This window comes from Dactylosporangium vinaceum (assembly GCF_019904175.1).
In the GTDB taxonomy this organism is placed as follows: Bacteria; Actinomycetota; Actinomycetes; order Mycobacteriales; family Micromonosporaceae; genus Dactylosporangium; species Dactylosporangium vinaceum.
In genome coordinates, this window is the sequence record NZ_CP061913.1 from 9,527,121 (window position 1) to 9,552,238 (window position 25,118).

Sequence of the window (25,118 nt, forward strand, 5' to 3'; positions counted from 1 at the left end):
CGTCAGTCTTCATCGCGGCACGTGCCCGGTCATCGCCGCCCGCACGCCTGTCGAGATCAGCCACGGGCCGATCGCGTCCGAGTGCGCCAGGCCCTCGGCGGTGAGCCGGTGGCCCTCGGCATAGCCGGCCGCCCGCAGCCGATCGAGCGCCGGGAAGTCGTCGTCGACGGCGGTGCCGAACCGCGCCGCATACGCCGCCGCGTCCACGCCCTCGGCCCGCAGCAGCGACTTGAGCAGCCACCGCCGCCGCTGCTCACCGGCGTCGAGCGCGAACCCGACCTCGGCCACGTCGAAGTCGCGCTCCGGCCGCCCCAGATAGTCGGCCAGGATGCCCCGCACCGACCTGACGCTCACCGCGTAGTCGAACGAATAGTGCAGGCGTGTCGTGTAGGACCGGGCGCCGCAGCCGAGACCGACCATGCCGTCGTCCTGGCAGCAGTACTCCCCGGCCGCGTCCTGAGCGTCGCCCGCCGGGGAGCCGCCGGCCCGCCGGAACTGCCGCATCGAGAGCTGCTCGTAGCCCTCCGCGGCCAGCCGCGCCACGGCGTGCCGGTACAGCCCCAGTCGCTGCGCATCCCACGCCGGATCGGCCCCGTCGCCGGCCCGGCGCCCGAGCCCGGTCAGCGGCCGCACGTACAGCGGGTACAAATACAGCTCCTCCGGCGCCCACCGCAGCGCCGCGTCGAGCGAGGCGTCCCACGTGGCCCGGGTCTGGCCGGGGATCCCGTAGATCAGGTCGATGTTCAGCGCCATCGCCCCGGCCGCGCGGATCGCGTCGAGGGCCCGCTCCACCTCGGCCCGGCGCTGCGGCCGCCCGGCCGCGTGGGCCTCGGTGTCGAGGAAGCTCTGCACGCCGATGGAGATCCGGCTCGCACCGCGCGCGCCGAGCACCGCCAGCCGGTCGGGGGTCGCGGTGGAAGGCGACGTCTCGACCGACAGCGGCACACCGCGCAGATCGACCCGCGCCGCGTCCTCGAGCAGGTCGAACAGCTCGGTGAGCTCGGGCGCGGTGAGGTACGTCGGGGTGCCGCCCCCGATCGCCGCCCGCGCATAGCGCGCGTCGGGAATCACCGCCGCGACCCGCCGGGCCTGCCGCCGCAGCTGCGCGAGGTAGGCCGCGACCTGCTGCTCCGGCGGGTTCGCGCGGGTGAACAGGTTGCAGAAGCCGCAGCGCATCTCGCAGTACGGCACGTGCACGTACAGCAGCAGGTTCGCCGTGTCCTCGCCGGCCCACACCGCGTCGAGACGCGGTCGCGGGTCGAGCTTCCGATAAGCGGTCTTGTGGGGGTACGCGTACAGGTACCCCTGATACGCCGAGCCCAGATTCACCATGCCCCGGCCTCCAGCGTGCACTCGGCATACGGCACCGTCCACACGACCTCGTGGGCGAGGCGGTGCCCGACGTGCCCGTCCTCGCCGTATGCGGTGCCGTGGTCGCTGCACACGATCACGTGGCACGGCCGCCCGCGCCCGGTCGCCAGGTGCAGCAGCTCGGGGATGTGCCGGTCGACGTACTCCAGCGCCGCACCGTGCGACGCCACCGAGTCCTCCGCGGCGCCGTCGAGGTAGTGCCGGTTGGGCTGGTGCAGCGCCGCGACGTTGATGAACGTGAACAGCGGTCCGGCCGCCGGCTGCACCGCCGCGAGCCGCCGCAGCTGCGCCTCGAAGCAGCCCGGCGCGGTGACGCCGAACTCGGGGGCCCAGTGGGCCTCGTCGAACAGCCCCGGCAGCACGCTGCCCTGCGGGGACGTCATCGCGAAGAAGCCGACGCCGCCGATGCAGATGGTGTGGTAGCCCTCCGCCCGCAGCCCGCTCACCACGTCCGCCGCGTCGAACTCCCAGGTGTCCTCGCCGACGGTGGTGCTGCCGGGGAACCGGGCCGCGAACGGCCGCGGGTGCGGGCCGGGCCCGGCCGGCGTGGGCAGGAACCCGCCGAAGAACGCGTGGTGCGCCGCATACGTGAACGACGCCGGCGTGTGCCGCCGCTGCCACTGCCCGCCCGGCAGCACCTTCGCCAGGTTGGGCGTGCGCCCGCCCGCGAGCAACTGCGCCGCGACGTCGAAGCGCAGCGTGTCGAGCGTGACGAACAGCAGATCGTGCGTCCCCAGCAGCGCCTTCAACCCGCCACCCCCACGGCCGGGCGCCACGAGCCCGAGACGAGCGCCTCGACCTCGGTGGCGTAGGTGTCGCGGCCGTCGACGAGCAGGCCGGGCAGCAGGTCACCGAAGGCGTTGACCTCGGCGACGGCGTGGTCGCGGTACCCCGGCGCGAACATCAGGTCGACGCCCACGTGCAGGCTGCCCGGGAAGCACGCCGCGGCCCGCTCGCACGTCGCCAGCGCCGCCGCCCACCGCTCCCGCCCCGCCGCCGCCCGCACCCCGGCCAGGTCACCGCGCGCGTTGCCGAGGTGCAGGTTGGTCAGCGGCGTCCGGCCGGTGCGGACCACGACGTGGGCGGCCCGGCCGGCGATGGCCACGACCCGCAGGTCGAAGACGCGCCCGTCGTGCCCGGCCTTCGGGAACCAGCGCTCGACGTGCAGCCCGTCCGCCCCGAGCCGGTCGACGATCGCGGCGATGGTGCGCTCGTCGGTGTACCGGTGCACGCGCAGCTCGTTGAAGAGCCGCCCGCCGTCCAGGGCGGCCGAGGTGTAGGCGCTGACGCGGGCCCGGTCGAAGGCCAGCGCGACCACCCCGGACGCCGAGCTGCCGTGGGCGGGCTTGACGAAGACCCGGCTCCAGCCGGCCGCGCGGACCTGCCCGTAGTCACCGGCGGCGAACCCGTCCGGGACCGGCACGCCACGGTCGCGCAGGAGCGCATGGCAGCGGCGCTTGTCGAACATGATCGCGAGCTCGTCAACGGGTGTCGTCAGCGGCCCGGCCGCCGCGCGCTCGACCCGGCGGGCGGCGGCGACGAACCCGGCATACCAGGCGGCGAGCCCGACGACCTCGCCGTGCGCGGCCGGCCGGTCGGCGCCGCGCAGGAGCCGGTCGACCTCGGGGTCCTCGCCCGGCGACTCCAGCCGTACCAATGCCGAGGGTTGCATCTCGAAATCGCCGGCACACACGTCCCGCCAGCCGACGACCGCTGGCGCGGGCCGGCCGGCGGCCACGACGGCGGCGCGGAACAGCTCCACCCGCCGGTGGCCCGGGATGCCGACGACGGTGATCATTCCGCGACCGAGACGTATCGGAAGCCGCCCTCGTCGATGTCCTGCAGATCGGAGACGTCGACCCGGACGGTGGGCAGCTCCTCGGCGAAGCGGGCGGCCATCTCCGCGGACATGAAGTGGTGGGACAGGTCGAGCGTGCGCAGGTGGGTCAGCGGCTGGCCGAGCAGGAGCGCCTCGGCCCCGGCGTCGGACAGCGCGCCCATCGACAGGTCGAGGCTCTCCAGCCGGGCGACCACCGGCGCCGCGGCCAGCGCCGTCGCGAGGTCGTCGGCGATCTCCGCGTTGCGCAGCGCGAGCCGTTTCAGCGCCGGCAGCTCGGACCCGGTCATGATCGGCGCGAGGTCGTCGACGACCGCGTCCCCGCCGTATTCCCGCGTGCCCAGCCACAGCTCCAGGTCGGCCAGCGCCGGGAACGACGAGTCGTTGAAGCCGCGGATGAAGCTCGCCGGCAGCCCGCCGCTCTCCACGCACAGCTCCCGCAGCCGCCGATGCCGCACCGGGGCCAGGCTCAGCCCGTCGGCCCCGCGGATGTGCAGCACCTCCAGGGCTGGGAACGCACCCAGCAGCGGTGCGTACTCCCCCTGGTTGATCCAGGAGATCTCGCACTCCTCATACGTCATCTCGCCGATGAACAGCGCCCGCAGCCCGGTCAGCCGGTCCCGGTTGTGGATCAGCAGGTCCAGCGGCGGCCCGGAGTCGTGCGGCTCGCCCCAGGACCCGATCAGCAGCGCCGTGACGTTGTGCGCACCCACGGCGTCGAAAAGCGCGTCGAGCGTGTCGACGAGCTGCTGCTCATCCGAGTCGTAGCCGATCCCGATCCGATACGCGGCCCGCTCCCCCGGTCGCGGCCGCTGATGCTGCGCGCGCCCCGGCCGGCTCCGCCCGGCGAGCTCGAACCGCCGCACGGGCAGCCCGGCGAACGTGGTGAGGTTGCTGCCGATCGTCATGGCCCCGGACGCTAGCAGTACCCTCCGACACTTTTTCCGGCATCGGCCGGGAGCAGCGGCGACGCCAGGTTCCAGCCCGCCGCGAGCAGCTCGTCGCAGGCGTGGACGGCCCGCGTGAGGCGCTCGCGGTACGGGCCGGTCAGCTCGATCCACGGGACGCCCCGCGCCTGCAGCTCAGCGCGGAACCGGCCGGTCATCCACGGCCGCAGGTGCTCGCCGTCGCGCATCCCGTCGTCCTCGAACGGCACGCCTTCGTCACTTGTCAGCAGGTAGAGCGCCGGTTTGCGGGCGGCGGCGCGGACCGCCGGCGACGCGCTGCCGAGGTAGCGCTCCTCCCAGACCGATGTCGCGAAACTGTCGGTGTCGCAGACCAGAATGGGGCCGCCGGACCGGGCCGCGGCGTCCTCCGCGGCGTTCTGCTCGCGGGCGACGGTGAGGAAGTCCTCGCGGGTCCACACGAGGTCCGCCATGGTCCGGCCCGGCGCCAGCGCCCCCATTTTCAGGGAGGTGAGCGTGCGTCCGTACTCCTCGACCCAGCGGGTGCCGGCAAACGCCGCGCCGCGCAGGCGAAGATGCGCGGCCAGGGCCCGGGCCAGGGTGGTCGTGCCGGTCGACTCCGCCCCCACGACGACCACGCGCCTGACGAACCAGGCCCGCACCGGCGGGGCCAGCATCGCCCAGTTGGCCACGGGATCGGCGCGAACCGCGGTGCCCGACACGGGTACCGTGCCGCGCGCGGGATCGACCGGGACGTGCACGGCGCCGAAGCGACGGGCCAGCTCCTCGCCGTACGCCTCGGAGGAGTACACCCGCTCGACGCGGCGCCCTCCAACGGCCCGGCGGAACGTGGCGGTGTGAGCCTCCCACGCGGCCTCGGAGCCGTAGTCGACGGGCGTGTCGTCGTAGACGCCGACGAACCGCACGTGCAGGGCGCCGGCGTGGACCTCGCGCAGCCACGCGAGCCGGTCCTCCAGCGGGATTGACTCCACAGTGGACGGTGCGACGACCACCGTCACCTCGTCGCAGCCGCGCGCGGCCGTGTCGATCAGGTGATGGTGGCCGGCGTGCGGCGGGTAGAACTTGCCGATCACTAGTCCATGGACCACGCGGGACGCTCCGGTGACACGAGTCGCAGCTCGGCGCGCCAGGCCCGCAGACCCAGCACGCACAGCGCCAGGAACACGAGGTAGAGCACCGCGGTCAGCCACAGATCCTTGTAGCCGTAGAGGGGAACGTAGATCACGTCGACGGCGATCCACAGCCACCAGCTCTCGACGAGGCGCCGGGTCTGGCCGTAGGTCGCCAGCAGCGACACCGCCGTCGTGAACGCGTCGGGCCAGGGGACTGTCGACTCGGTCAGGCGGTCGAGGTACCACCACAGCGCCACGGTCAGCACGACGCCCGCGACGGCGATCCACAGCCACTCGGCCCGGCCGGTGCGGCGGACGCGCTGCTCCAGCCGGCCGGTCGCCCAGCGCCACCAGCCGTAGGCGCCGACCACGACGAAGACGACCTGCAGCCAGGCGTCGCCGTAGAGCCCGACGTGCCAGAACGCGACGATGAAGAGGAGGTTGTTGGCGATGCCGACGGGCCAGTTCGCGATGTGCTGCCGCACGACCAGGTAGACGCAGAGCAGACCGCTGGCGAAGCCGAGCAGCTCCGCCCAGGTCGTCGGGGCGCCGAACGCGTGGAACGCCGCGGAGGTCAGCCAGTCAAGCACGGTCTACCCTAGCTGGATGGTTCTGGAAGTTGCACTTATCGACGTGCTGGAAGGCCGCGAGGACGAGTTCGCCGCCGCGTACCGCAAGGCCCACGAGGTGCTGGCCACGACGCCGGGCTGCCGCTCGGTGCGCATGACCCGGGGCGTGGAGAGCGCGTCGCGGTTCGTGCTGCTCGTGGAGTGGGACTCGGTCGAGGCGCACCTGGAGAACTTCCGGGCCACGGAGCGCTTCGCGCAGTGGCGGGGGCTCATCGGGCCGTTCTTCGACGGAGCCCCCCGCGTGGAGCACTTCAACGACGTTGCCGTGTAGGGCTCAGTCCCCGGTCTTCTTGTAGACGATGAAGTCCAGGTTCGTGGTGTAGAGCGCACCGGTGACGAGCTCGCCGGCCCGGGTGATGAACCAGGCGTAGCGGTTCTCGCTGGTGCGCACGCACACCTTCGCCCCGGGCACGAGGCTGCCCACCACGACCTGGCTGACCCAGCGCGCCTCCGGCACCGCCGTGCATGCGGCGAGCGACGGGGTGTCGTTGGTGAGCAGGACGGCGAACTTGGCGCCGTTGGCGGCCGTGATGCCGATCGCGCCCGCGGTGGCGTCGGCCCCGGCGACCTGCTTGATGCCGTTGTCGAAGTCGTACGCGTCGTCGGGCTGGCCGGCCAGGATCACGAACTGGGCGGTGCCCGCGCGCAGGATGGCGGTGCTGGGCGGGGCGGCGGGGACGTTGGCGCCGCTGGAGCTCGGGTCGGCCGCGGCGGTGCTGCCGGACGGGGCGGTGGAGTTGGGGGTGCTCGCGGTACCGCCGCCGGCTCCGACCCCACCGGCCTGCCCACTGGCGCCGCCGCTCGGGTTCGCTGTCGCCTCGGCGGTTGGCGTGTCGCCGCCGTTCGGTACCAATGCAGCGGGTTCTGAGGCAATTGCGGCGTCGGTCCGGTCGTCCGCCGTCTTCGTGCGGGTCGCCAGCACCCCTCCGACGGCCGCCACGATGAGCACGATCAGCCCGATGACCAGCAGTCCGATACGCCCCGAGCGCGAACGCTGCGCCGGCGGCGGCGCCTGCCGCTCCTCGGCGACCGGCGGCTCGGCCGGGGGCTCCGGCGGTGCCGGCGGCTCCTCCTTGGCCGGGGCGGGCTGGCGCGGCACGATCGCGTACGCCGACGTCGGCCAGCCCGAACCGCCGTCCAGCGGCGAGTCGGACATCCAGCCGCGCCGGCTCTTGGGCCGCGGTGGAGACCCGTTGACCTGGTCCTGGCCGTTTTCCGTCGGTGGATCCTGCCGTGGGGGGTGTCCCGGCTCCATGCAGCGCGTCCTTCTGGTCCTGGCAGATGTGCAGTTGCCCGGCAGAGTATCGCTGACCGCACGTTGCCCGCGCCACGGCGGAACGGCCGGTCTACCGCGCCAGCATCTGCGCGACCGCGTTCGCACCGGCGGCCGTGTACCAGCCGCTCACCACAAGCATGCCCAGGACGGCCGCGGCGACCATGAAGGCCCAGCCGTCGGACGGGGCCGCCAGGGGCCGGCGCACGCGGCGGTGGCGCGGCCGGCGCCCGGGCCGGCGACCTTCCGGCCCCACTCCGTTACGCTCCGGCATGAAGCCCGCCCAGTCGCGGCGCGCCAGTCCCGATTGGCCCAGGCTGTGTCGGCCCACTGTCATATCTCCCCCGTGATCCTCGCTTGAGTCGGAAGATATCTTGACAAACAACACATTCCGTGCAGCACACGCCGGGTCGGCCCCGGCCGTGCGCGACGATTCACCTTCAGGTGTGATGGCGACATGAAGATGGTGGGGCTCACGGGCGGCATCGGGGCCGGCAAGAGCGCGGTGGCGCAGCGGCTGGCGGCGCTCGGCGCGGTGATCGTGGACGCCGACCGGCTGGCCCGCGAGGTCGTCGCGCCGGGCACGCAGGGGCTGGCCCAGGTCGTCGAGGCGTTCGGCCCGGGCGTCCTCGACCCGTCCGGCGCACTGGACCGCCCCGCCCTCGCGAAGATCGTCTTCGCCGACGAGGACGCGCGCCGGCGCCTGGAGGAGATCACGCACCCGCTGGTCAGGGCGCGCACGGCCGAGCTGGTCGAGGCGGCGCCACCCGGTGCGATAGTCGTCAACGACGTGCCGCTCATAGTCGAAAAGGGCATGTCTCGGCTGTACTCCCTGGTGCTTGTCGTCTTCGCCTCGCTGGAGACGCGCCTGGACCGGTTGACGCGGCTGCGGGGGATGTCGCGGGACGAGGCCATGGCCCGGATCAACGCGCAGGCCACCGATGAGCAGCGGCGGGCCGTGGCCGATATCGCCATCGTCAACGACGGCACGCCCGCCGACCTCGACCGCGAGGTCGCGTCCGCCTGGGAGCGCGTGGTTTCCTCGCTTGCGTAGGCGTGGCCCGGGCGTTGCCCTTGCCGCGCGGCCGGCGGCGCTCGGGTCGTGGCCGCTTGCCGCGTTGCCGGCACTTGCCGCGCTGTCGGCACTTGCCGCGCTGTCGGCGCCTGTCGCGTTGCCGGCGTTTGTCGCGTTCCTGGCGTTTGTCGCGTTCCTGGCGTTTGTTGATTTGTTGGCGTTTGTCGTTTTAGGCGCTCGCGGCGGCCGGGTCGCGTGTAGCGCGATCCCGCTCCGGTGCGCTCGCCGACCGTGACGGGTCGGGGCTGCAACCGGGCGCCGGGAGGACCCGCGTGATGGGCGGGCCGGCTCTCCGGTCGGCCGCCGCAAGCGGCCTACGGCTCAACAGTAGGCCGGTGATGTTCCGCACACAATCGCCAGGTTGAATACGATCAACCACCGAGGGCGAGGACCCGGAAAGTGTCATACCCCCCGCGTACGGTGGGGGCATGGCGCTCGACATCCCACGCTTGGATCGCCGTTTCGAGGTGATCAGCGAGTACAAACCTTCTGGTGACCAGCCCGCGGCTATCGACGCACTCGCCAAGCGGGTGAGGGGCGGCGACCGGCACACGGTGCTGCTCGGCGCGACCGGCACCGGCAAGAGCGCGACCACGGCCTGGCTCGTGGAGCGGCTCCAGCGCCCGACGCTTGTGCTCGCCCACAACAAGACCCTGGCCGCGCAGCTGGCCAAGGAGTTCCGCGATCTCATGCCCAACAACGCGGTCGAATACTTCGTCAGTTACTACGACTACTACCAGCCCGAGGCATACATCCCGCAGACCGACACCTACATCGAGAAGGACTCGTCGGTCAACGAGGAGGTCGAGCGGCTCCGGCACTCGGCCACCATGAGCCTGCTGACCAGGCGCGACGTGATCGTCGTGGCGACCGTCTCGGCGATCTACGGGCTGGGCACCCCGGAGGAGTACCTCGACCGCGCGGCAAAGGTCACGGTCGGCGAGGAGATCGACCGCGACAAGCTCCTGCGCCGGCTTGTCGACATCCAATACACGCGCAACGACATGGCGTTCAACCGCGGCACCTTCCGGGTCCGCGGCGACACGCTGGAGATCATCCCGGCCTACGAGGAGCTCGCCATCCGCGTCGAGTTCTTCGGCGACGAGATCGAGCGCCTCTGCTACCTGCATCCACTCACCGGCGACGAGATCCGGCAGACCGACTCGCTGCTGATCTTCCCCGCGACGCACTACGCGGCCGGCCCGGAGCGCATGGAGCGGGCGATCCGCCAGATCGAGGCGGAGCTCGAGGAGCGCCTGGCCGAGCTCGACCGGGAGGGCAAGCTGCTGGAGGCCCAGCGGCTGCGGATGCGCACCACCTACGACGTCGAGATGATGCGCCAGGTCGGCTTCTGCAACGGCATCGAGAACTACTCCCGCCACATCGACGGGCGCGAGGCCGGCAGCCCGCCGCACTGCCTGCTCGACTACTTTCCGGACGACTTCCTCACCGTCATCGACGAGTCGCACGCCACCGTGCCGCAGATCGGCGGCATGTACGAGGGCGACGCCTCCCGGAAGCGCACGCTCGTCGAGCACGGGTTCCGGCTGCCCAGCGCGCAGGACAACCGGCCGCTGCGCTTCGACGAGTTCGAGGAGCGGGTGGGTCAGACGGTCTACCTGTCGGCGACCCCGGGCCCGTGGGAGCTGGGCAAGACCCAGGGCGAGTTCGTCGAGCAGGTGATCCGCCCGACCGGCCTGATCGACCCCGAGGTGGTCCTCAAGCCGACAAAGGGCCAGATCGACGACCTCATGCACGAGATCAAGCTGCGGACCGAGCGCGACGAGCGGGTCCTGGTCACCACGCTTACCAAGAAGATGGCCGAGGACCTCACCGACTACCTGCTGGAGCACGGCATCCGGGTGCGCTACCTGCACTCGGAGGTCGACACCCTGCGCCGCGTCGAGCTCCTGCGCGAACTGCGCCGCGGCGAGTTCGACGTGCTCGTCGGCATCAACCTGCTCCGCGAGGGCCTCGACCTGCCGGAGGTGAGCCTTGTCGCCATCCTCGACGCCGACAAGGAGGGCTTCCTGCGCTCGGGCACGAGCCTCATCCAGACCATCGGCCGCGCGGCCCGAAACGTCTCCGGCCAGGTCCACATGTACGCCGACAAGATGACCCCGTCGATGGCCCTCGCGATCGACGAGACCAACCGCCGCCGCGAGAAGCAGCAGGCGTACAACAAGGCCCACGGCATCGACCCCCAGCCGCTGCGCAAGAAGCTCGGCGACATCCTCGACGACATCTACCGCGAGGCCGAGGACACAGCCGGCGCCGTCTCCGGCCACGGCCCCGGCGGCGCCGTGGTCATCGCCGGCGGCCGCCAGATGAGCCGCGGCAAGTCCCCCGAAAACACCCGAGCCAAGCAGAAGGGCGGCGGCACCAAGGGCTCCGCCGCCGCTCCCACCGTCCCGGCCCGCGCAGGCATGGCCCGAGCCGAGCTGGCCACCCTGATCCAGGACCTGAACGACCAGATGCTGGGCGCCGCCCGCGAGCTCCAGTTCGAGCTGGCCGCACGACTCCGCGACGAGGTGTCAGAGCTGAAGAAGGAGCTGCGAGCCATGGACGTCGCCGGGGTGAAGTAGGCCGGTCTTCGACCAGGTTCGACGCTGCCGGGGGCCGGGGGCGGGGGAATGTGTCCTCTTCCTCTCGGCCTTCGGCCATCGGGGCGGCTGGAGATGTCGGTTCGGCGTCGGGCTGGCTGGCGGAGAGCTTGTCTGGCTGCGGCCAGGAGATGTCTTGGTGGTGGGCGCGGCAGGGAGAACCTCGGGACGCCCTGCCTCGCCCCAGCAGGCCTTCTGGGGCGCCTCCTTGACCGCTGAACGTTGTAGCTGGTGGAGCCCCCGGGTACTTGAATCCCCAGTCTTGTTCGCGCGCACCCCACCGCCGCGCACCCCACCGCCCGCGCACCCCACCGCCCGCGCACCCCACCGCCCGCGCACCCCACCGCCCGCGCACCCCACCGCCCGCGCACCCCACCGCCCGCGCACCCCACCGCCCGCGCACCCCACCGCCCGCGCACCCCACCGCCCGCGCACCCCACCGCCCGCGCACCCCACCGCCCGCGCACCCCACCGCGCGTGTGCCCCACCGCGCGTGTGCCCCACCGCGCGTGTGCCCCACCGCGCGTGTGCCCCACCGCGCGTGTGCCCCACCGCGCGTGTGCCCCACCGCGCGTGTGCCCCACCGCGCGTGTGCCCCACCGCGCGTGTGCCCCACCGCGCGTGTGCCCCACCGCGCGTGTGCCGAAAAGTCGGGCGCTTCGCGCCGCGACTTTTCGGACTTATCCGCATATTGGTGGCTCTGACGGCTTCTGGAGTGCTCTGGCCCGGCGCCCGCTTGCTGGGGTGCCGGGTACGCGGAAAGGCCCCGGTCCCTTTGCGGGGCCGGGGCCTTTCGGGTCTTGCTAAGTGCTACTGGCTAGCTGGCGCTGGTCAGCTCTTGCCGCCGGCGAGCTTCTCGCGCAGAGCGGCGAGGGCCTCGTCCGTGGCCAGGGTGCCCGCGGGCTCCTCGGGCGCGCGGGTGGCGGTCGGGGTGCTCGACGAGACGGCGCCGCCGCTGCCCTGGGGGGCGGCTGCGGCCGGCTCGGCGGTGGCGTCGGCCTGGCGGGCGGTCACAACCTGCTTGGTGTGAGCCTCCCAGCGCTGACGGGCCTCGGCGTACTGCTGCTCCCACGCCTCGCGCTGCTTCTCGAAGCCGGGCATCCACTCGGCGGTCTCCGGGTCGAAGCCCTCCGGGTAGATGTAGTTGCCCTGCTCGTCGTAGGTCGCCGACATGCCGTAGAGGGTCGGGTCGAAGTGCTCCTCGCCCTCGACGAAGCCCTCGTTGGCCTGCTTGAGCGACAGCGAGATCCGGCGGCGCTCGAGGTCGATGTCGATGACCTTGACCATGACGTCCGAGCCGACCTGGACGACCTGCTCCGGGATCTCGACGTGGCGCTCGGCCAGCTCGGAGATGTGGACCAGGCCCTCGATGCCGTCGTCGACGCGGACGAACGCACCGAACGGGACGAGCTTGGTGACCTTACCCGGCACGATCTGCTGGATCGCGTGGGTCCGGGCGAACTGACGCCACGGGTCTTCCTGGGTCGCCTTCAGCGACAGGGAGACGCGCTCACGGTCCAGGTCGACGTCGAGGACCTCGACCTCCACCTCCTGGCCGACCTCGACCACCTCGGACGGGTGATCGATGTGCTTCCAGGACAGCTCGGAGACGTGGACCAGGCCGTCGACACCACCGAGGTCGACGAACGCACCGAAGTTGACGATCGAGGACACGACGCCCTTGCGGACCTGGCCCTTCTGGAGCTTGTGCAGGAACTCGGTCCGAACCTCGGACTGGGTCTGCTCCAGGTACGCCCGGCGCGACAGAACCACGTTGTTGCGGTTCTTGTCCAGCTCGATGATCTTAGCCTCGAGCTCGCGGCCGACGTACGGCTGCAGGTCGCGCACGCGGCGCATCTCGACCAGGGAGGCCGGCAGGAAGCCACGCAGGCCGATGTCCAGGATGAGACCACCCTTGACGACCTCGATGACGGAGCCGCGGACGACGCCGTCGTCCTCCTTGATCTTTTCGATCGTGCCCCACGCCCGCTCGTACTGGGCGCGCTTCTTGGACAGGATCAGACGGCCTTCCTTGTCCTCCTTCTGGAGAACGAGGGCCTCGATGTGGTCACCGACCGACACGACCTCAGCAGGGTCGACATCATGCTTGATCGACAGCTCGCGCGAGGGAATGACACCCTCGGTCTTGTAGCCGATGTCGAGCAGGACCTCGTCCCGATCGACCTTGACGACGGTGCCTTCGACGATGTCGCCGTCGTTGAAGTACTTGATGGTCTCGTCGATGGCGGCGAGGAACGCCTCTTCGGTGCCGATGTCGTCGACGGTGACCTTGTTGCTGCTGCTGGCGCTCGAGGTGGCCTCGATGCTGCTCGTCATGTGGGCTGTTGCTCCGGTCGGTGGATTGGCCTGGTGAAACCTGCGCGCTCCCGCGGACCCGTCGTCGGGCACAACCCGCCTGTCGCAGTGCAGGATCAGTGCATTGGATGCTCAGGATGTGTTCGGCGACCGTGAGCCTGCTCCATGCCGAGGCCGCACAAACCCACGAGTGCACCGATCAGCCTACCCTGCGCCATACCACATGGTCCAACCCTCCCCCAGACCCGATCTGCCGACTTTCGCGGGCCTACCGTTGCTCCCCATGGAATCGTCACCTGACGCAGGCGTCACACGACGCGCCGTGAGCCCCGCCGAGAGCCGCCGGGCAAGCCGGCGGTGGTGGGACGCCGACGCCGACGACTACCAGGCGGAACACGGTTCCTTCCTGGGCGACGCCGACTTCGTCTGGTGCCCCGAAGGCCTGCGCGAAGCCGATGCCCACCTGCTCGGCGACGTCCGCGGCCGCCGCGTCCTGGAGATCGGCTGCGGCGCCGCCTCCTGCTCCCGCTGGCTCAAAACTCAGGGCGCGACAGTCGTGGCCGCCGACCTCTCGGCCGGCATGCTCCGCCACGCCCAGGCCGGAGCCACCCGATCGGGTGTACAGATCCCCCTCCTGCAGGCCGACGCGAGCGCGCTGCCGTTCGCCGACGGCGCCTTCGACATCGTCTGCACAGCCTTCGGCGCCATTCCTTTCGTGGCCGACTCCGCCCGGGTGATGCGCGAGGTGTACCGCGTCCTGCGCCCCGGCGGCCGCTGGGCGTTCTCCATCACCCACCCGATGCGCTGGGTATTCCTTGACGACCCGGGCGAGGGCGGCCTGGTGGCAGTGCACTCGTACTTCGACCGGAGGGCGTACGTGGAGCAGGACGAGCAGAGCGTCCCCACCTACGTCGAGCAGCACCGCACCCTGGGCGACCGAATCCGCGAACTGGTGGACGCCGGCTTCGTCCTGAAGGACCTGATTGAACCCGAATGGCCGAAAACCCACGACCAGACCTGGGGCCAATGGAGCCCGTTACGCGGCAAGATCTTCCCCGGCACCGCAATCTTCGTAAGCACGAAACCGTCCTAAGACCACCAGCACCACCAATATCGTGAAATGTCCGAAAAGTCGCGGCGCGAAGCGCCCGACTTTTCGAACCACGCCCGCGAACCACGCCCGCGAACCACGCCCGCGAACCACGCCCGCGAACCACGCCCGCGAACCACGCCCGCGAACCACGCCCGCGGACCACGCTCAAGGGGGCATGCACCGGAGAGCTACGCGCCGTGACCCGCTGAGAGCCGGATACGACCGGCCGGAGACAAGCCGAGAGGGTACGCGCCAAGGTGGCGGACGCAAACAGCTGAGAACCGCCCCAGCTGGAAAGACTCAAGCGGTCAAGAAGAGCCGTCCAGGCGGCCCGCTGCGCCAAGGCGGCGCGCTAGAAGCTGTCCCCGCAGCTGCCCGACAAGCTCCGAAGGCCCGACACCGAGCCACCATCTCCAGCCGGCCCCGCATGGCCCCAGGCCGAGGGGAAGAGGACACACTCCCCCGCCCCGCGGCCGCGCACTTGCCCCGGGGTTCAGCGCCGGCGTGGTGACGGGCTCAGTGGTCCGCGGCGTTCCAGTCGGAGCCGACCCCCACCGAGACGCCGAGCGGTACGTCCAGCGGATAAGCCCCGCCCATCTCCGCCCGCACCAGTGCCTCCAGCGGCTCCCGCTCCCCCGGCGACACCTCGAACAGCAGCTCGTCGTGGACCTGCAGGAGCATCCGTGAGTTGAGGCCCGACGCGCGCAGGGCTTCGTCCACCCGCAGCATCGCCACCTTGATGATGTCGGCGGCCGAGCCCTGGATGGGGGCGTTGAGGGCCATGCGCTCGGCCATCTCGCGGCGTTGGCGGTTGTCGCTGTTGAGGTCCGGGAGGTAGCGGCGGCGGCCGAGGACGGTCTCGGTGTAGCCGTCGCGGCGGGCCTGGGCGACGATCTCGCGGAGGTAGTCGCGAACGCCGCCGAACGTGGCGAAGTACTCCTCCATGAGGACCGTGGCCTCGGCGGGGGTGATGCCGAGCTGGTTGCCCAGGCCGTAGGAGGACAGGCCGTAGGCGAGGCCGTAGTTCATGGCCTTGATCTTGCGGCGCTGGTCGGGGACGACCTCGTCGATGGGGACGTTGAAGACCGAGGACGCGGTGGCGGCGTGGAAGTCGAAGCCGGAGTTGAACGCCTCGATCAGGGCGGTGTCCTTGGACAGGTGGGCCATGATGCGCATTTCGATCTGGCTGTAGTCCGCGGTCAGCAGGGTCTCGTAGCCGGCGCCGACGATGAAGGCGCGGCGGATGCGGCGGCCCTCTTCGGTGCGGATCGGGATGTTCTGCAGGTTGGGGTCGGTGCTGGAGAGGCGGCCGGTGGCGGCGACCGTCTGGTAGTAGGTGGTGTGGATGCGCCCGTCGTCGCTGATGGACTTGAGCAGGCCGTCGACTGTGGTCTTGAGCTTGGCGACGTCGCGGTGGCGCAGGAGGTGCGCCAGGAGCGGGTGCTCGGTCTGCGCGTAGAGGCTCTGGAGGGCGTCGGCGTCGGTGGTGTAGCCGGTCTTGATCTTCTTGGTCTTCGGGAGGCTCAGCTCGTTGAAGAGGATCTCCTGGAGCTGCTTGGGCGAGCCGAGGTTGAACTCGCGGCCGATCACCTCGTAGGCGGCCTGGGCGGCGCTCTTCACGCCGGCCGCGAACTGGGACTCCAGCTCGCTGAGGTATTCGGTGTCGGCGGCGATCCCGGCCCGCTCCATCTCGGCCAGCACGCCGACGAGGGGCAGCTCCACCTCGGCCAGCAGGCGGTCCGACGAGTCGCCGTCGCGCTTGAGCTCCTCGCCGATGGCGTCGGCCAGGTCGAGCGTGGCCCGGGCCCGGAGCATGAGGTTTTCCTCGGCCTCGCCGGTGTTGCCGCCGAGGCCTTCCAGGGTCAGCTGGCCGGTGTCGGGAGCGTCCACGCGCAGTTCCCGCTTCAGGTACCGCAGGGCCAGGTCGTCGAGGTTGTAGGAGCGCTGGTCGGGGCGGGCGAGATACGCCTCCAGGGCCGTGTCGATCACGATCCCGGCGAGCGGCGTCCAGCCCCGGGCCTGGAACGCCAGCCGGGCCGGCTTCACGTCGTGCAGGACCTTGGGCCGGTCCTCGGCGGCCAGCCAGGCGGCGACCGCGGCGTCGTCGTCCGCGTCGAGCTCGGCCGGGTCGAACCAGGCCGCGGGGCCGTCGGCGGCGGCCACGGCGAGCCCGGTGAGTGCGCCGGTGCCGCGGCCGAACTTGCCGGAGACGGCGACGCCGGTGCGGGTGCCGGCCGGGGCGTGCTCGGCGAGCCAGGCGCCGACGCCGCCGTGCAGCACCTCGCCGTTGAGGTCGAAGCCGGACTCGGCCTCGGGCTCGACGGCCTCCAGGTACTGGTACAGCCGGTCGCGCAGCACCCGGAACTCCAGCGAGTCGAAGATCTGGTGCACCGCCTCGCGGTCCCAGCCCTTCCAGCGCAGGTCCTCGGGCCCGACGGGCAGCTCGAGGTCGTCGACAAGGGCGTTGAGGTCGTAGTTGCGCATGACCTCGGCCAGGTGGGCCCGCACGTTCTCGCCGGCCTTGCCCTTGATCTCGTCGACCCGGGCGATGATCCCGTCCAGGCCGCCGAACTGCACGATCCACTTGGCCGCGGTCTTGTCGCCGACGCCCGGGACGCCGGACAGGTTGTCGCTGTCCTCGCCGACCAGGGCGGCCTTGTCACGGTACTGCGACGGCGGAATCCCGTACTTCTCCTCGACCTTGGCCGGCGTCATGCGGTCCATCTCGGTGACGCCGCGCTTCAGGTAGAGCACCGTGATGAGGTCGTCGACCAGCTGGAAGGAGTCGCGGTCGCCGGTGATGATCGAGGTCGGGATGCCGGCCGCGGCGGCCCGCCGGGCGAGGGTGGCGATCACGTCGTCGGCCTCGTAGCCGGGCTTCTCGATGAACGGGATCCGCAGCGCGTTGAGGACTTCCTTGATGAGCGGCACCTGGCCGACGAACTCGGGCCGGGTCGCGGAGCGGTTGGCCTTGTACTCCGCGTAACGCTCGAGGCGGAACGTGTTGCGGGAGACGTCGAACGCCACCCCGATGTGTGTCGGCTGCTCGTCGCGCAGCATGTTGATCAGCATCGACGTGAAGCCGAAGACGGCGTTTGTCACCTGGCCCGTCGCCGTGGAGAAGTTCTCCGCGGGCAGGGCGAAGAACGCCCGATAGGCGAGCGAGTGCCCGTCGAGGAGCAACAGCCTGGAGTCAGTCGAACCCGTCACACCCGCAACCCTAGTCCGGGGGTACGACAAAAAATCCGGAGGGGCTTTAGTCGGTTTTGTCCGATTCGCCCGACCGGTGCGCCTTGTCGGGGGGCGCAGCCGAAAAACTTGCGACAATGCGAATCGCGTTGCGGTTGCGAACAGGAAGATTACGACTGCGCAACTTCCTTGGGCGTGTTGGGCCGAAGGCCTAGTGCCACGCGGGCACTGTCATTAGGTTGTGCCGTTATCAGCGTCTTGGCATCTAGGCGCAACCTCGCCTACCGCGCTGTTAAAAAGGAGACAGGTGATGATCCGCCCCAACCTCGGATGGCGCTCCGTTGCCGTGCTGAGCGCCGCCTGCTTGGCGCTTAGTGCGTGTGGCGATGACAAGGCCGACACCCCCAGCACGGGGGCCACGAGCGGCGGCGCCGCGGCGCAGGCCGGCGACGGCGTTCTCAAGATCGGCACGATTCTGCCGCAGACCGGCTCGCTCGCCTTCCTCGGCCCGCCGGAGTTCGCCGGTGTCGACGTCGCGATCAAGGAGATCAACGACAACGGCGGCGTGCTGGGCAAGCCGGCTCAGATTCAGGAGCTCGACTCGGGCGACACCTCCACGGACATCGCCACCCAGTCGGTGAACAAGCTGCTCACGGACAAGACCGACGTCATCATCGGCGCCGCGTCGTCGTCCGTCTCGCTCTCCGTCATCGACAAGATCACGGGCGCCGGGGTCGTGCAGATCTCGCCCGCGAACACCTCGACGGCGTTCACGACGTACAACGACAAGGGCCTCTACTTCCGCACCGCTCCCCCGGACACGCTCCAGGGCCGCGTGCTGGGTGACCTGATCGTCCAGGACGGCAACGCGAACGTCGGCATGCTGGTCCTCAACGACTCCTACGGCACCGGCCTGGCCGAGAACGCCAAGAAGGAGATCGAGAGCGGCGGCGGCAAGGTCGTGGCGTCGGTGACCTACGACCCGAAGGCCGCGGACTTCAGCGGTGAGGTCGGCCAGATCAAGACGGCCAACCCGGACGCGATCGCCATCATCGGCTTCGACGAGACCAAGAAGATCGTCCCGAAGCTGGTCGAGGCGGGCCTGAAGAACAAGAAGTGGTACTTCGTCGACGGCAACATCGCCGACTACTCGAAGGACTTCCCGGCCGGCACGCTCAACGGCTACAAGGGCACCCAGCCCGGCGCCGAGACCAAGGCCGACTTCAAGCAGCGTCTGCTGGGCGTCAACAAGGACCTCAAGGACTTCAACTACGCGGTTGAGTCCTACGACGCGGTGATCCTCGCGGCCCTGGCCGCCGAAGAGGCCGGCAGCGACAACCCGGCCGAGATCGCCAAGCACCTCACGACCGTCTCCAAGGGCGGCGAGAAGTGCACCGCCTACAAGCAGTGCCTGGACCTGATCAAGGCCAAGAAGGACATCGACTACGACGGCCTCTCCGGCCCGATCTCCTTCAACGACGCCGGTGACCCGGCCGAGGCCACCATCGGTGTCTACACCTACGGCCCGGACAACAAGCTCCTGCCGACGGTGAAGTACCAGGCCGGCAAGATCTGAGCCTGACGGCGCCGTAAAGGCCCCCGCCGCACCGCGGCGGGGGCCTTTCCGTGTTCCATGCACGGCAACAGCAAAGTGAGAAACGTTCCGCACTCGGAACAATAAGCGGCTTATCAAGATCGACAGCAATATTGCAATGCGCAAGATCCGGCGGGTAAAAACGTCGTGAAATACGGCACGACAAAAAGTCCCGCGCCGCTCCGGAAAGAGGAACGGCGCGGGACCGGAATGCGAGAGTGTCTACGCGCGGGCCAGCGTCCCCAGGTAGAGCTCGATGACCCGCGGGTCGTTGATGAGCCCCTCGCCCGAGGCCGTGTACGCGTTGCGGCCCTGGTCCAGGACGTAGCCGCGATCGCAGATCTGCAGGCACCGGCGCGCGTTCTGCTCGACCATCACGACCGTCACGCCCGTCGAGTTGATCTGCTTGGTCCGGAAGAACACCTCGTCCTGCAGGGCCGGCGACAGACCGGCCGACGGCTCGTCCAGCAGCAGGACCGTCGGCTCCATCATGAGCGCCCGGGCCATGGCCACCATCTGCCGCTCGCCGCCCGACATGAGACCGGCCCGCTGCTTGCGCCGCTCGGCCAGGGTCGGGAAGAGCTGCGTGACGAAGTCGAAGCGCTCCTTGTACTTCTTGGGCCGCAGGAACGTGCCCATCTGGAGGTTCTCTTCGATCGTCAGCGCGGCGAAGACGTTGTTCGTCTGCGGCACGAAGCCGATGCCCCGCTCGACGAGCGCGTTGGCCTTCAGGTTGGTGATCTTCTCCCCGCGCAGCGTCACGTCGCCGGAGCGGATGTTGACCAGCCCGAACATGGCCTTGAGCAGCGTCGACTTGCCGGCGCCGTTGGGGCCGATGATGCCGACCAGCTCGCCGTCGTGCACGTAGAGGTCGGCACCCGTGAGGATGTTGACCCCGGGCAGGTAACCGGCGTAGACGTCGTCGGCCCGCAGTACGGCACCGTCGGCCTTCTGCAGGTGCTCGGTGCGGTCGATGATCTCGTTGCTGACCGGCGCCGCGGCTTCCTCGTCGTCGAAAGGTTCGGTCACGACTTGTCCTTCCCGTCCTCGCGGTCGAGCTCGTCGACGGCGCCGATGAGGGTCACCTGGCCGCCCTCGTCGAGGTCGCCCGCGTCGATCTCCTCGCCACCCACCGTCTTGACCGCACCGTCGTGGTGGGCACCCAGGTAGGCGTCGATCACGCGGGGGTCGGCCATGACCTTGTCCGGGGTGCCCTCGGCGATGACGCCGCCCTGCCCCATGACGATGATCCAGTCACTGATGTCGTGGACCATGTCCATGTCGTGCTCGACGAACAGAACGGTCATGCCGTCCTCGCGCAGCTGCTTGACGTGGCCGAGCAGCGACTGGGTCAGGGCCGGGTTCACGCCGGCCATGGGCTCGTCGAGCATCACCATCTCGGGCTGCACCATGAGCGCCCGGGCCATCTCCAGGAGCTTGCGCTGGCCGCCGGAGAGGCTGCCGGCGAAGTCGTCCCGCTTGGCGATGAGCTTGAAGCGGGTGAGCAGATCCTCCGCGCGGGCGGTGATCTCGGCCTCCTGCTGCCGGTAGAGCCCCGGGATCAGGGCGTTCCAGAAGCTCTCGCCCTTCTGCCCGGTGGCGCCCAGCCGCATGTTGTCGATGACCTTGAGCTTCGACAGGGCCTTCGTGAGCTGGAAGGTGCGGACCATCCCCGAACGGGCGACCTTGTGGGCCGGTACACCCGAAAGGCTCTTGCCGTTGAACGTCCAGGTCCCCTCGTCCGGCGCGTCGAAGCCGGTGAGGAGGTTGAAGAACGTGGTCTTGCCAGCGCCGTTGGGGCCGATCAGCGCGGTGATGGAGCCGCGCTGGACCTCGACGTGCTTGACGTCGACAGCGGTGAGGCCGCCGAAGCGGCGCACCACGTTGTCGGCGACGAGGATCGGGTCGGGTTTCGGCACGCCCGGCTCGCACGGGATGTCGGCCAGTGCCGCCGTCGCCCGTTCCTTGGCCGTGTTGATCGTGCCGGGCGTCTGGATGGGCTCAGCGGACATCGAGCATGACCTCCCTCTTGTCGCCGAAGATGCCCTGCGGGCGGTAGATCAGCAGCAGGATCAGTCCGATGCCGACGAGGATGTACCGCACCGAGCCGGCCTGGTTGACGGTGATCAGCCAGGTCGGGATCACCTTGTTGTTGATCGCCTCCGACAGCGTGGAGTCGATGAACACGAGCAGGACCCAGAAGATCGAGGCGCCGACGACCGGGCCGAAGACCCGGGCCGCACCACCGAGGATGACGATGGTGTACGCGAAGAACGTGAACTCCGTGCCCCACGTGTCCGGCTGCACCGCCGCGCGGTCCAGGGCGAAGACGAAGCCGCCGAGGCAGCCGATGACGCCGCCGAGGACGAGCGACTGCATCTTGTAGGAGAAGACGCTCTTGCCGAGGCTGCGCACGGCGTCCTCGTCCTCGCGGATGGCCTTGAGCACCCGGCCCCAGGGGCTCTTCATGAGCAGCCACACGACCAGGCAGCTCAGCGCCACCAGGACCCAGCCGACCAGCAGGACCCACAGCTCACGGTCGGTGAACGTGATGATGTCCGCGATGTTCACGCCCCTGCTGCCCTGGAAGGGGCTCAGGTCGTAGAAGTCCTGCGAGAAGCCCTGCAGGCCGTCGGAGGCGCCTGTCCACTTGCGCAGGTCGGTCGCCCGGTAGAACAGCCGGATGATCTCGGCCGCCGCGATGGTGACGATGGCCAGATAGTCCGCCCGCAGGCGCAGCGTCGGGATGCCCAGCAGCAGGGCCAGCAGCACCGCCGCGGCCAGGCCGATGCCGACGCCGAGGAAGAACGGCAGGCCGAACGTGGCGACGGTGATCGCGATGCCGTAGGCCCCCACGCCGAGGAACGCCGACTGCCCGAAGTTCAGCAGGCCGGTGTAGCCGAAGTGGACGTTGAGTCCGATCGCCGCGAGCGCGTAAGCAATAGTCGTGGACCCGATGATTGATTCCAGCGAGACGCTGAAGATTGACTGCCAGTTCATCGTGTCCCCCTTAACCGATCCGCGCCCGGCGGCCGAGGATGCCCTGCGGCCGGAAGAGCAGGATCACGATCAGTACCCCGAGCGCGCCGACGGTCTTGAGCTCCGACGGGATGAACAGCGTCGACAGCTGCACGAACAGGCCGATCACGAGGCTGCCCACCAGGGCGCCCCAGGCCGTGCCGAAGCCGCCGAGCGTGACTGCCGCGAAGACGAGCAGCAGGATCTGGAAGCCCATCTGGTAGCCGACGTTCTGGTAGGCGCCCAGGATCGCGCCGGCCAGCGCGGCCAGCCCGCCGCCGATCGTCCAGACCAGCCGGATGATGCGGTCGACGTTGATGCCGGAGGCCGCGGCCAGGGCCGGGTTGTCGGCGACCGCGCGGGTCGCCTTGCCCAGACGGGTGCCGAGCAGGGCCCAGGAGACGCCGACGAGGGCCACGATGGCGATGACGTCGCTGACGAGGTTCTTCGGCGCGATGGTGAACGGACCGTAGTGCTCGCCGGGCTGGGCGTTGTAGTCGGAGAAGGCGCGGGTCTCGCCGCCGAAGAAGTACAGGAAGATGTACCGCACGGCCAGCGACAGACCGATGGAGATGATCATCGTCGTGACCATGTTCGTGCGTCGCCGGCGCAGCCAGCCCCAGAAGACCCGGTCCTGCAGGTAGCCGACCGCACCGCCGATCACGACGGCGATCAGGCCGGAGAGCACCAGCGGCAGCCCGATGGTGACGTTGAACAGGAAGGTCATCAGCGCGCCGAAGGTCACCAGCTCACCGTGCGCGAAGTTGGTCAGACCCGTGGTGCCGAAGATCAGCGAGACGCCGAGCGCGGCCAGGGCGATGATGAGCGCGAAGTGAAGGCCGGTGTAGAGCAGGTCGGCGTACCTGTCGAAGCTCGACGGCTTCGCGGGCGCACCCGGCTGGTTCGATCCGGCACCGCCCTTCGGCCCGAGCGGGAACAGCACGTTGCGGGCCTGGCCGTCGGCGACCGACGGGGTCAGGCTCGGCCGGTTGTTCGTCAGGACCACGTCCGCCGGGAGCGTGGACTGGTCGAGGTCGACCCGATAGTCGCCGGGCCCGGTGACCGGGATACTCCACTTGCCATCGGCGTCTGACGTTGCGGTGCCCGCGGGCGCGCCGTCCTGGGTGAACGCGTTGATCTTGACTCCGGCGACGGGCTTGTCGCCGTTCTTCAACGTTCCCTGCAGCGCTTCCCCTTCGGCCCAGGCGCTCGTGGCGCCGATGCCGAAGGCGAGCATCACGCAGGCCAGGAAGGCCGTGAGCATGATCACGGCTCTACGCAATGGTGCTCCTCGAATCAACGGTTACTGGCTGTGCATCCCGGTCCTCGGGACTGGCGGATCATAGCCCGGGGCACAAGCCATTTGTGCGCTGTTATCAAGCCGTTATTCGATACAGAGCAAGCAGCTAAAAGGTCAGGACTCAGGCGTTACAGCACTGTTTCCGCCGGCGGTTTCGGCAATGATCCGATCGGCTACTTCCCGCATGGTCATGCGGTGGTCCATCGCGGTGCGCTGGATCCATTTGAAGGCCTGTGGCTCGTTCATCCCGTAGGTCGCCATCAGCTGCCCCTTGGCCCGTTCGACCACCTTGCGCGTCTCCAGCCGCTCCGTAAGCGTCGCGACCTCCGACTCGAGCACGGACAGCTCCGCGTATCGGGACACCGCGATCTCCACCGCCGGGACCAGGTCACTCTTCTGGAACGGCTTCACGAGGTAGGCCATGGCGCCCGCCGCCCGGGCCCGCTCCACCAGGTCCCGCTGGCTGAACGCGGTCAGGATGACGACCGGCGCGATCCGGCCGCCGGCGATCTTCTCCGCCGCGGCCAGGCCGTCCATGATCGGCATCTTGATGTCCAGGATGACGAGATCGGGCTTGAGCTCCTCGGCGAGCCGGACAGCCGTCTCGCCGTCGCCGGCCTCGCCGACGACGTCGTAGCCCTCCTCGACGAGCATCTCCCGCAGGTCGAGACGAATCAGCGCCTCGTCTTCCGCGATGAGCACCCGCCGGCTCTGTGCCTCGGCCACAAGCCTCTCCCGATCCGATCCGACTCCACCGACGGTGGTTACCGTCGCGATCAGAGTAGTGGGTACCCTAGTGCGGCGTACTCGTCCCGGTATCCCAATCGGCAGAGGAACGGAGCTCAAACCTCCGACAGTGTGGGTTCGAATCCCACCCGGGGCACCAAACGTCCGCTTTCGTCACGGTTGCCGGTGGACCGGCTGCGCGCCCTCCATGAGCAGGTCCAAATTCGTGCCGGTGACCACCTGGGCCGGCTGGCGGTCCCGCCCGGCCAGCGCGGCCAGCCGGGCGATCGGCAGGCGATCGGGCTCCACCGCGCAGGCGAAGACCACATTGCCGAACCGCCGGCCGCGCAGCAGCTCCGGCCGGACGATCAGGCACAGGTCGGCGAACGCGGTGCGCAGTGTGGCTCCCTGGGCCCGGGAAAACGCCAGGGGTGCGAGATCGGCCACATTCAGCGCGTAGACCCCGCCGGGGGCCAGCAGCCGGGCCACGGCGGCCGCGAAATCTACATCCGAGACGCTCTCGGGCATCTGCGCCGCGTCGTACACGTCACCGATGATGAGGTCGTAGGAGCCCGCGTCGAGCTCCGCCACGGTCTCCCGGGCGTCGCCGAAGAGCAGGTCGATCCCGGCCTCCGGCGGCAGCGGCAGGATGCGCTGGACGAACGCGGCCAGCCGGCGGTCCCGCTCCACGACCAGCTGCTCGGAGCCGGGCCGGGTCGCGGCCACGTACCTCGGCATGGTGAACGCCCCGCCACCCAGGTGCAGGACCCGGATCGGCTCGCCCTCCGGGAACGCCGCGTCGACGACCGAGCCGAGCCGGCGGGTGTACTCGAAGAACAGGTGCGCCGGGTTCTCCATGTCGACGTACGACTGCTGCACCTCCTCGACGAGGAGCGTCCAGCCGCCCTTGCGTCGCGGGTCACGCACCAGCCGGGCCGCGCCGTACTCCCCGTTTTCGGCAATGCCCTCGATGATCTCCCGCCAGCTTCCCATTGGGGCACAACCTACCCGGTAACGGCGAAACCCTCAGCTGGAGGCAGGGCGCGCCGAATCAGC

General features: G+C 70.0%; 20 protein-coding genes, 1 tRNA gene and 1 pseudogene. 6 read left to right on the plus strand and 16 right to left on the minus strand.

The genetic code is table 11. The annotated features are described in order from the left end of the window. Nucleotides 1–9 precede the first annotated feature (9 nt). From Dvina_RS42585 to pnuC, 6 genes are read right to left on the minus strand one after another with little or no spacing between them, the layout of a single operon-like run. Complete coding sequence (locus Dvina_RS42585; protein WP_223096210.1) at nt 10–1,332, minus strand: STM4012 family radical SAM protein; 1,323 nt, start codon at nt 1,330–1,332, stop codon at nt 10–12. Next, the gene (locus Dvina_RS42590; RefSeq protein WP_223096212.1) at nt 1,326–2,120 is read right to left on the minus strand and encodes an STM4013/SEN3800 family hydrolase; all 795 of its coding nucleotides are present in this window, start codon (nt 2,118–2,120) and stop codon (nt 1,326–1,328) included. Before Dvina_RS42590 ends, Dvina_RS42585 begins: the two co-directional genes overlap by 7 nt. After that, a complete protein-coding gene (locus tag Dvina_RS42595; RefSeq protein ID WP_223096214.1) occupies nt 2,117–3,169 on the minus strand; it encodes an STM4014 family protein in 1,053 nt (350 codons plus the stop codon). The genes Dvina_RS42590 and Dvina_RS42595 overlap by 4 nt, the downstream gene beginning before the upstream one ends. Next, on the minus strand, nt 3,166–4,116 hold the full coding sequence (locus Dvina_RS42600; protein WP_223096216.1) for an STM4015 family protein: 951 nt from the start codon (nt 4,114–4,116) through the stop codon (nt 3,166–3,168). Before Dvina_RS42600 ends, Dvina_RS42595 begins: the two co-directional genes overlap by 4 nt. Nucleotides 4,117–4,127: 11 nt before the next feature. Next, nucleotides 4,128–5,207 carry an AAA family ATPase gene (locus Dvina_RS42605; protein ID WP_246655683.1) on the minus strand — a complete coding sequence of 360 codons (1,080 nt, stop codon included), beginning with the start codon at nt 5,205–5,207 and terminating at the stop codon, nt 4,128–4,130. Next, nucleotides 5,207–5,836 carry a nicotinamide riboside transporter PnuC gene (gene pnuC, locus Dvina_RS42610; RefSeq protein ID WP_223096220.1) on the minus strand — a complete coding sequence of 210 codons (630 nt, stop codon included), beginning with the start codon at nt 5,834–5,836 and terminating at the stop codon, nt 5,207–5,209. Before pnuC ends, Dvina_RS42605 begins: the two co-directional genes overlap by 1 nt. 16 nt (nt 5,837–5,852) lie before the next feature. Here pnuC and Dvina_RS42615 point away from each other — a divergent pair, with 16 nt between their 5' ends. Next, nucleotides 5,853–6,146 (plus strand): antibiotic biosynthesis monooxygenase family protein, encoded by a 294-nt coding sequence (locus tag Dvina_RS42615; protein ID WP_223096229.1) that lies wholly within the window; start codon nt 5,853–5,855, stop codon nt 6,144–6,146. Between the two features lie 3 nt (nt 6,147–6,149). On the opposite strand, the gene Dvina_RS42620 is transcribed toward Dvina_RS42615, so the two are convergent. Together Dvina_RS42620 and Dvina_RS55420 are read right to left on the minus strand one after the other, a co-directional pair. Beyond that, nucleotides 6,150–7,031, minus strand: a complete 882-nt coding sequence (locus Dvina_RS42620) for a hypothetical protein (protein WP_223096231.1) — start codon at nt 7,029–7,031, stop codon at nt 6,150–6,152. A 190-nt stretch (nt 7,032–7,221) separates the two neighbouring features. Then, complete coding sequence (locus Dvina_RS55420; protein ID WP_281428216.1) at nt 7,222–7,356, minus strand: hypothetical protein; 135 nt, start codon at nt 7,354–7,356, stop codon at nt 7,222–7,224. A 249-nt stretch (nt 7,357–7,605) separates the two neighbouring features. Here Dvina_RS55420 and coaE point away from each other — a divergent pair. Next, nucleotides 7,606–8,175: pseudogene (gene coaE, locus Dvina_RS42625) on the plus strand (dephospho-CoA kinase); the annotation flags it as partial. A 476-nt stretch (nt 8,176–8,651) separates the two neighbouring features. Further along, nucleotides 8,652–10,808, plus strand: a complete 2,157-nt coding sequence (gene uvrB, locus Dvina_RS42630; RefSeq protein WP_223096235.1) for an excinuclease ABC subunit UvrB — start codon at nt 8,652–8,654, stop codon at nt 10,806–10,808. Between the two features lie 849 nt (nt 10,809–11,657). Here the strand turns inward: uvrB and rpsA are convergent. After that, complete coding sequence (gene rpsA / locus Dvina_RS42635; protein WP_379993060.1) at nt 11,658–13,262, minus strand: 30S ribosomal protein S1; 1,605 nt, start codon at nt 13,260–13,262, stop codon at nt 11,658–11,660. Between the two features lie 163 nt (nt 13,263–13,425). Between rpsA and Dvina_RS42640 the strand changes: the two genes are divergently transcribed. Then, nucleotides 13,426–14,235 carry a class I SAM-dependent methyltransferase gene (locus Dvina_RS42640; protein ID WP_223096239.1) on the plus strand — a complete coding sequence of 270 codons (810 nt, stop codon included), beginning with the start codon at nt 13,426–13,428 and terminating at the stop codon, nt 14,233–14,235. A 516-nt stretch (nt 14,236–14,751) separates the two neighbouring features. On the opposite strand, the gene polA is transcribed toward Dvina_RS42640, so the two are convergent. After that, nucleotides 14,752–17,445 (minus strand): DNA polymerase I, encoded by a 2,694-nt coding sequence (polA, locus tag Dvina_RS42645; protein WP_246655684.1) that lies wholly within the window; start codon nt 17,443–17,445, stop codon nt 14,752–14,754. A 343-nt stretch (nt 17,446–17,788) separates the two neighbouring features. Here polA and Dvina_RS42650 point away from each other — a divergent pair, with 343 nt between their 5' ends. Continuing rightward, on the plus strand, nt 17,789–19,000 hold the full coding sequence (locus Dvina_RS42650) for an ABC transporter substrate-binding protein (protein WP_246655685.1): 1,212 nt from the start codon (nt 17,789–17,791) through the stop codon (nt 18,998–19,000). Nucleotides 19,001–19,240: 240 nt separating this feature from the next. Here Dvina_RS42650 and Dvina_RS42655 read toward each other — a convergent pair whose 3' ends face one another. The 5 genes from Dvina_RS42655 to Dvina_RS42675 all read right to left on the minus strand — a co-directional run bounded on the left by Dvina_RS42655 (nt 19,241) and on the right by Dvina_RS42675 (nt 24,038). Further along, nucleotides 19,241–20,047, minus strand: coding sequence for an ABC transporter ATP-binding protein (locus tag Dvina_RS42655; protein ID WP_223096256.1), 807 nt, complete (start codon nt 20,045–20,047; stop codon nt 19,241–19,243). After that, nucleotides 20,044–21,030, minus strand: coding sequence for an ABC transporter ATP-binding protein (locus Dvina_RS42660; protein WP_223096257.1), 987 nt, complete (start codon nt 21,028–21,030; stop codon nt 20,044–20,046). Before Dvina_RS42660 ends, Dvina_RS42655 begins: the two co-directional genes overlap by 4 nt. Then, nucleotides 21,020–22,018, minus strand: coding sequence for a branched-chain amino acid ABC transporter permease (locus Dvina_RS42665; RefSeq protein WP_223096259.1), 999 nt, complete (start codon nt 22,016–22,018; stop codon nt 21,020–21,022). The genes Dvina_RS42660 and Dvina_RS42665 overlap by 11 nt, the downstream gene beginning before the upstream one ends. Before the next feature lie 10 nt (nt 22,019–22,028). Continuing rightward, nucleotides 22,029–23,300 (minus strand): branched-chain amino acid ABC transporter permease, encoded by a 1,272-nt coding sequence (locus tag Dvina_RS42670; protein ID WP_246656660.1) that lies wholly within the window; start codon nt 23,298–23,300, stop codon nt 22,029–22,031. A 150-nt stretch (nt 23,301–23,450) separates the two neighbouring features. Continuing rightward, the gene (locus Dvina_RS42675) at nt 23,451–24,038 is read right to left on the minus strand and encodes an ANTAR domain-containing response regulator (protein WP_390891082.1); all 588 of its coding nucleotides are present in this window, start codon (nt 24,036–24,038) and stop codon (nt 23,451–23,453) included. A gap of 107 nt (nt 24,039–24,145) precedes the next feature. Between Dvina_RS42675 and Dvina_RS42680 the strand changes: the two genes are divergently transcribed. Then, nucleotides 24,146–24,222: transfer RNA gene (locus Dvina_RS42680), tRNA-Leu, on the plus strand. A gap of 14 nt (nt 24,223–24,236) precedes the next feature. Here Dvina_RS42680 and Dvina_RS42685 read toward each other — a convergent pair. Continuing rightward, nucleotides 24,237–25,055 (minus strand): spermidine synthase, encoded by an 819-nt coding sequence (locus Dvina_RS42685; RefSeq protein ID WP_223096265.1) that lies wholly within the window; start codon nt 25,053–25,055, stop codon nt 24,237–24,239. Between the last annotated feature and the right edge of the window lie 63 nt (nt 25,056–25,118).

Coding starts and splice junctions, on each gene's coding strand:
- Dvina_RS42600 (WP_223096216.1), bottom strand. CDS start 4,116: ATGACGATCGGCAGCAACCTCACCACGTTCGCCGGGCTGCCCGTGCGG.
- Dvina_RS42585 (WP_223096210.1), bottom strand. CDS start 1,332: ATGGTGAATCTGGGCTCGGCGTATCAGGGGTACCTGTACGCGTACCCC.
- Dvina_RS42615 (WP_223096229.1), top strand. CDS start 5,853: ATGGTTCTGGAAGTTGCACTTATCGACGTGCTGGAAGGCCGCGAGGAC.
- Dvina_RS42685 (WP_223096265.1), bottom strand. CDS start 25,055: ATGGGAAGCTGGCGGGAGATCATCGAGGGCATTGCCGAAAACGGGGAG.
- uvrB (WP_223096235.1), top strand. CDS start 8,652: ATGGCGCTCGACATCCCACGCTTGGATCGCCGTTTCGAGGTGATCAGC.
- Dvina_RS42670 (WP_246656660.1), bottom strand. CDS start 23,300: ATGCTCACGGCCTTCCTGGCCTGCGTGATGCTCGCCTTCGGCATCGGC.
- Dvina_RS42620 (WP_223096231.1), bottom strand. CDS start 7,031: ATGTCCGACTCGCCGCTGGACGGCGGTTCGGGCTGGCCGACGTCGGCG.
- Dvina_RS42660 (WP_223096257.1), bottom strand. CDS start 21,030: ATGTCCGCTGAGCCCATCCAGACGCCCGGCACGATCAACACGGCCAAG.
- Dvina_RS42665 (WP_223096259.1), bottom strand. CDS start 22,018: ATGAACTGGCAGTCAATCTTCAGCGTCTCGCTGGAATCAATCATCGGG.
- Dvina_RS42640 (WP_223096239.1), top strand. CDS start 13,426: ATGGAATCGTCACCTGACGCAGGCGTCACACGACGCGCCGTGAGCCCC.
- Dvina_RS42595 (WP_223096214.1), bottom strand. CDS start 3,169: ATGATCACCGTCGTCGGCATCCCGGGCCACCGGCGGGTGGAGCTGTTC.